The sequence below is a fragment of the Phytoactinopolyspora endophytica genome (assembly GCF_004138495.1).
Taxonomy (GTDB): domain Bacteria; phylum Actinomycetota; class Actinomycetes; order Jiangellales; family Jiangellaceae; genus Phytoactinopolyspora; species Phytoactinopolyspora endophytica.
In genome coordinates, this window is the sequence record NZ_ML142856.1 from 314470 (window position 1) to 320599 (window position 6130).

The 6130-nt window shown below is 65.5% G+C and carries 6 protein-coding genes; 1 reads left to right on the forward strand and 5 read right to left on the reverse strand.

Translation table 11 applies throughout. The features are described from left to right. The 4 genes from ELR45_RS35400 to ELR45_RS17775 all read right to left on the reverse strand — a co-directional run. Positions 1-679: ABC transporter substrate-binding protein (locus tag ELR45_RS35400; protein WP_165367873.1), on the reverse strand; the 679-nt coding region annotated here is incomplete at its 3' end. Between the two features lie 27 nt (positions 680-706). Beyond that, complete coding sequence (locus ELR45_RS17765) at positions 707-1744, reverse strand: branched-chain amino acid ABC transporter permease (protein ID WP_129667561.1); 1038 nt, start codon at positions 1742-1744, stop codon at positions 707-709. After that, positions 1741-2814 carry a branched-chain amino acid ABC transporter permease gene (locus tag ELR45_RS17770; RefSeq protein WP_129667562.1) on the reverse strand — a complete coding sequence of 358 codons (1074 nt, stop codon included), beginning with the start codon at positions 2812-2814 and terminating at the stop codon, positions 1741-1743. The genes ELR45_RS17765 and ELR45_RS17770 overlap by 4 nt, the downstream gene beginning before the upstream one ends. 213 nt (positions 2815-3027) lie before the next feature. Beyond that, complete coding sequence (locus ELR45_RS17775; protein ID WP_129667563.1) at positions 3028-4137, reverse strand: Gfo/Idh/MocA family protein; 1110 nt, start codon at positions 4135-4137, stop codon at positions 3028-3030. Between the two features lie 88 nt (positions 4138-4225). Here ELR45_RS17775 and ELR45_RS17780 point away from each other — a divergent pair, with 88 nt between their 5' ends. Further along, positions 4226-5404: a XylR family transcriptional regulator gene (locus tag ELR45_RS17780; RefSeq protein WP_129667564.1), complete on the forward strand. Its 1179-nt coding sequence runs from the start codon at positions 4226-4228 to the stop codon at positions 5402-5404. Between the two features lie 140 nt (positions 5405-5544). On the opposite strand, the gene ELR45_RS17785 is transcribed toward ELR45_RS17780, so the two are convergent. After that, positions 5545-6036, reverse strand: coding sequence for a DUF6194 family protein (locus tag ELR45_RS17785; protein WP_420813904.1), 492 nt, complete (start codon positions 6034-6036; stop codon positions 5545-5547). Positions 6037-6130: the final 94 nt, after the last annotated feature.

A 6130-nucleotide genomic window follows, 5' to 3' on the forward strand; every position in this document is an offset into this window, starting at 1 on the left:
TCACCGCGACCTCGCCCCATCCTTCCTGGTTGTGCAGGATGTCGCCGAGGCCGGCGCTCCAGATCGCGCCGTCGCCGTAGAACCGGAAGTAGTTCTGCGCCTGCACGTGCAACGTCTGCTCCTGCGAGCCCGAGATGCCGGCCAGCACCGTGAGCTCGGGGTTGGCCTTCGCGTACTCGGCGATGGCGAGTCCTTCGTCGCCGGAGAGCGGACCGATGATCACGTTGGCGTCCAGCTGCTCCACCAACCGGCGGACCTCCTGCAGGATCCGGTCCGGTGTGTCGTCACCGCAGCCGATGCCCACCAGCTCGATCGGCGTCCCCGCCACCTCGGCCCCGCTGAATCCCTCCAGCGCGCTGGTGGTCGAGTTCACCGTGGCACCGGCCTGCTCGACCATCGCCAGGGTTGCGCCGCCCACGACGTCCTCGTGGAAACCGCCGAATGGCCCTTCGCATTGGCCGAGGATGCCCAGGCGGACGGTGCTGTCGTCCGCGGTGCCCGCGTCCGGCGCGTCGTCGTCTCCGGCGTCGTCGTCTCCGGCGTCCGCCGGCTCGTCCACGTTCTCGTCGGCGGGCAGCCCGGCGGTGTCATCGCCGTCGCTCCCGCATCCCGCGGTCAACAGCGCCAACCCGGTGGCCAGGGACAGTGCAAGCGTCGCCCGGCGTCTCAGTCCAGTCATGTTGTGATCCTCCAGTCGGTCTGTGTGTCACGCGGCGGACGACGGTCCGCCGGCCGGTGCGGTCGGCGCCACAGATCCGGGTCGTCTCACCCGGCGCCGGACCCGTGCAGCGATTCCGGCCAGCCCTTCCGGCGACAACACCATGATCAGCAGCACGACGGCCCCGATCACGGTGTTGAACCTGGCCTCGGTGATGCCGATCCGATCGATGAGCGGAAGGTCTCGTAGGTAGGTGAAGGCCAACACGTACACGAACGCGCCCAGCCACGCGCCCTCGAAGTAGGAGATGCCACCGATCACCGCCATGATCAGCAGAATCAGGCTGGGTCCGATGGCGATGGATGCGGGATCGATCTGTCCGTTCCACCAGACGTGCAGCACACCGCTGAGTCCAGCGACGAAGCCGGCCAGGGTGAACGCCAGCGTGCGGTGCATTGGCACGTTGAATCCCAGGGACGCCATCCGGATCGGATCGTCCCGCACGCCCTGCAAGGTCAGGCCGAAGGTCGTCCTCCCCAACGCCCGGAATCCGAGGTACACGAGCACCGAAAGCCCGACTCCGACGTAGTACAGCCGGACCGGCGGCCCCATCAGATCGGGACGCTGGATGCTGGTGATCCCGCCAGGCCCGGATAGTTCAACGATCTGCGCGAAGACGAAGAACCCGATCACCGCGTAGACCAGGGTGAGCATCAGGAAGTACAAGCCGGTGGTCCGGCTGGCGAGCGCGCCCAGCACGAACGCGACGGTGGTGGTGACCGCGATCGCGAAGACCACCGCCAGCCACGGGTTCAGTCCCAGGTTGAGACCGCGCGCACCGCCCTCCAGCGCGGCGTTGCCGAACATGAATCCCGCGACTCCCACCAGCAGGAACTGTGCCAGCGAGACCATGCCGCCGTATCGGGCCAGGAACACGATCGTCGCGGCGGCGACGCCGAGCATCATGGTCTGCGTCAGCACGAAGTTGACGAAGAACGCCGACGCGAGGTTCGGCATCGCGAGCAACAAAACGACCAGCAGCGCCAGCCCGATGTTGCCGCGGGTGAGCAGACGACGGGCGGTCATGCCGGCCTCCCGAACAAGCCGTAGGGCCGCACTGCCAGCACCATGGCCAGCAGGGCGAACGTCACGATGATCGCGTAGAAGGAGTACTGGCTGGGCAGGTACGCGGGCGCGAACGCCACCACCGTGCCGTACAGCAGCGAGCCGGCGACCGCGCCCTTGATCGACCCCAGCCCGCCGATGATCACGACGACCAGAGCGTTCAACAACCAGTCACCGTCGGTGCCGGGCGCGACGCCGGCGAACGAGGCACCGAGCACGCCGCCCAGACCGGCCAGGAACGACCCCACGAAGAAGGTCACCGCGAAGACCCGTTTGATGTTGATGCCGAGCCCGCGCACCATCTGCCGGTCGTCCACCCCGGCGCGGATCACCATGCCCAGGCTCGTCTTGTTCAGCCAGAGCCACAGCAGCACGCCGACCAGAACAGCGACACCGAGCATGAACACCCGGGTCAGCGCGTAGCGCTCACCCATGATCGAGAAGAAGTGTGTCACCGCACCCGGCCAGACCATCCGCCCGGCCAGACCGCCGAACTCGCGCAGCATCTGGTCGGCGAGCACCACCGTGATGGCCAGCGTGATCAGCGCTTGGCGCAGCTCCTGGCCCTCGTTCCACTGCAGGAACACCTGCTGGATCACGAGGCCGAGCACGGCCGCGACCGTCGCACCCACCAGCATCGGCACCACCCAGTCGAGCAGGCCGACGTCGCTCGCGTCGATGTTGCGGCTCCGGCCGACCATCGCCTCCTGAACCCGGATGGCCACGTAGGCGGCCAACAGGAACAGTGATCCGTGTGCCATGTTGACCGTGCGCATCAGGCCGAAGATGAGCGTGAACCCGGACGCGGCCACGAACAGCAGGCCGGCGAAGGTCACCGCGTCGAGCAACGTGACCACGAAGTTCCCCGGGTTGGCGACTGCGGCACCGGCCGGAGTGCCGTCCGCGAAGAACACCACCCAGACAGCCGCGGCCACGGCCGCCGCGGCGACCGCCCACACCGGAAGCCGGCGCAGCTCCGTCCGCCTCCGCCTGGTGGATCCCGCCGGCGCCCGTTGCAGTGTCGCGGTCATCGGGCTCTCACGTGCTGATCGATCTGGGCAAGCTTCATCAGTTCCTCCCAGTCTTCGGCGCCTTGAACCGGCGCGTGTTGTTCGTCACCGTGATTTCGGCCGGCAGGTCCTGTGGCCAGCCGCAACCGGCCGCAATCCCGCGTGCACGTCAGGCAGCGGGCGACAATACGGTGGGAGACGAGACCGGCAGGGCCGCGGCGCAGGCCCTCACCGTCATCCGGTCGCCGAGTAATCCGGGATCTGCACCCGGGATCCCTCACTCATCGCAGACTCGTGGGCGCAGATACCGACCGACGTCCAGTTGGCCGCGGTCACTTCATCGATCGCGGGCGCACGATCCTCGACGATGCTGCGGACGAATTCGTGCGCCAGATGCGGATGTGAGCCGCCGTGCCCGCCGCCCTGGACGAAGGAGAGATGTTCGTGCTCGTCGTCATAGACGCCGCGAGTGGTGAACGGGGCGATCTCGGCCGGCAACCGGTGCGCGAAGTCCGGGATCTCGATGTTCTTCGGCACCTCACCGACATGCAGCACGTGTCCCGACTCCTGCGTCTGCTCCCATTCGAACGTCGCGCGATCGCCGAACACGGTAAAGCTCTCGACATATTCATGAGCCGTCTCGAACAACGAGCGCGCGATCTCAGCCCCGACGGGCGACTCGGAGAGGGTGAGCAGGGCGCTCTCCACGGCGAACGGCGACCCGTACCGGTCGGCCAGATCCGGCGAGATACGCCCAGAGCCGATACAGACGACGCTCTGGGCCAATGATCCAGCGAGGCTCAACACGGGACTCACCGCATGCGTCGCATAATGCATCGGCGGCAGGCCTTCCCAGTATCCAGGCCAGCCTGCCATCTCTTGAAAGTGCGCCCCCCGAAGGAATTGAATTCTGCCTATCGTGCCGTTCTCTGCTAGATCTCGGACATGGAGAAACTCGCGCGAGTACACGACGGTCTCCATCATCATGTACTTCTTGCCGGATTCACGGACCGCGTCGACGATGGCTCGGCACTCGTCGAGCGTCGTGGCCATCGGCACCGTACACGCAACGTGTTTTCCCGCCCGCAAAGCCGATATCGTGTGCTCGGCGTGATCCGGAATCGGCGTGTTGATATGGACCGCATCAATTTCGGGGTCCTGCAGCATCGCGTCGTAACTCGTGTATCGACCAGGAATTCCGAATTGGTCGGCGAGCTTGTTCAGCGCGGCGTCGGTACGTTGGCAGACAGCCATGAGCTCGACATCGGGATGGGCCTGATAGATGGGGATGAATTCGGCCCCGAATCCCAGTCCGGCAATTGCGATTCGTACATGGTGAGTCATCGTTGACCTCCTGTGTTGCATGACAGGCTACGGAGGACGAACCCGGACAAACCATGCGAGATCCAGCATCATAGGTTAGATTCTTTACATGGTTGCCCCACCGACTCGTCACGTTGCCTTACTGGTCGAGACGTCGAACGCCTACGCGCGTGGTGTGCTGGTGGGCGTGAAGAAGTACGTCGAAGCGCACCCGCACTGGTCGATGTACCTGGCCGAGCACAGCCGTCATGAAACCGATTTCTCATGGCTCGAGGGATGGCACGGCGACGGCGTGCTGGCCCGCATCGAGAATACCGAGACAGCACAATTCATCCGGAAACTCAGCCTTCCCACAGTAGACCTCAGTGCCGCACGTCTGGTGCCCGAACTGCCCGGCGCGGAGACCGATGACAACACGATCGCACAGTGGGCGGTCGAGCATTTCGCCCAGCGCGGGCTTCGTCATTTCGCATTCTGCGGGGACGAAAGGTTCAGCTGGTCACTCATGCGTAGCGCATGGTTCGCCGAGCACGTGCGCAAGCTCGGCTCGACCCCACACGAGTTTCGCATGAAGCCGTCCGGAATGCGCGCCGCCGACCGGGAACTCCTCGCGGAGTGGCTCACCGGACTACCCAAACCAGTAGGAGTACTCGCCTGCTACGACATCGCCGGCCAGGAGGTGCTCGAAGCCTGCAAGATCGCCGACCTCACCGTGCCGGACTCGGTCGCCGTCATCGGCGTCGACAACGACGAGTTCATCGGCAACTTCACATCTCCCCCGCTGTCCAGCGTCGAACCGGACACGACGAGGACGGGATACATCGCCGCCGAGCTTCTCGACCAGATGATGGACGGCCAGTCTCTGGAACCTGGGCTGCGGCTGGTCGAACCACTCCGGCTCCTCACCCGGCAGTCATCCGATATCCTCGCCGTCGATGATCCGTTCGTCTCCAAGGCCCTCCGTTTCATCCGCGACCGGTCGGATCAGAGCACAAGCGTCGCGGCCGTACTCCGGCACGTCGGGCTCTCCAGGCGCGCACTCGACTATCGCTTCGTTCAGACCCTGGGGCACACCGTCCACGGCGAAATCCTGCGTGTCCGGATGAGCCACGTCGCCGAGCTGCTCTCCTCCACGGACTGGACCATTCAGCAGATCGCGGACCGGCTGAACTTCAGCCACGCGGAGTACATGAGCGTCGCGTTCAAGAAGTACACCGGCAAGTCACCGGGCCAGTACCGGCGGGCAGTGAGCGGGTCGGTCGCTCGCCAGTCTCCTTTCCAGGAATGACCCTGGCCGACGTGGCCCTGTTCTTCCGAACCATGACCACGTGCCCGATCGGCCGGACCTCGCCTTCCACCGCCTGACTGGGAGAACTTCCCAGCGCTGTTGGGTGGCTTCTGTGGTCTCGCTGGCCGCGTTGGCGTACGTCACTGGTCTGCTTCTGGCTGGTCACCCGGTGCACGAGGTCCATCGCGGCGGGCGGCTCGCCGCTTCGCGTCCTCGTGAGCTCGACGCAGCAGCGCGACCACGGCGGGCATCGTCCGGTGGCTCGGGTTCACCACAGCGATCCAGCCCATCGCCCCGTAGACCGGGTGCGGGAGAAACACATCTGCCATGCTGAAGTCCCACGAGGCGCCTGCGTCCTTGGGGTCTTCGCCGGTGAGCTCGGTGAACTCAGCCCTGCCGACGTGGATGTTCACCCGCCACCGGCCGGCCGGGTCGAGGTCGGACAGGGCGTCGTCAGGATAGTCCTTGGTCACGATGGTGGCGTAGGGCTGGGCCTGGCCCGGGATCTCTCCGCCCGGCGCGTAGTAGAAGAAGTGGTCACCCCAGGCGACCTCGGGGAACTCACTGCCTTCGGTGGGGGCGAGTTCAAGGACGCCATCGAGGGCGCGGATCGTCTCTAGCAGCTGGTCCATACTCATTCTTAAAGTGTGAAGTTGAAGCGCTTATGGAGGGTTTCCACGTGGTCGGCACAGAGAAGGCGGTGACAGAACCGCTCAGCACAGCCTC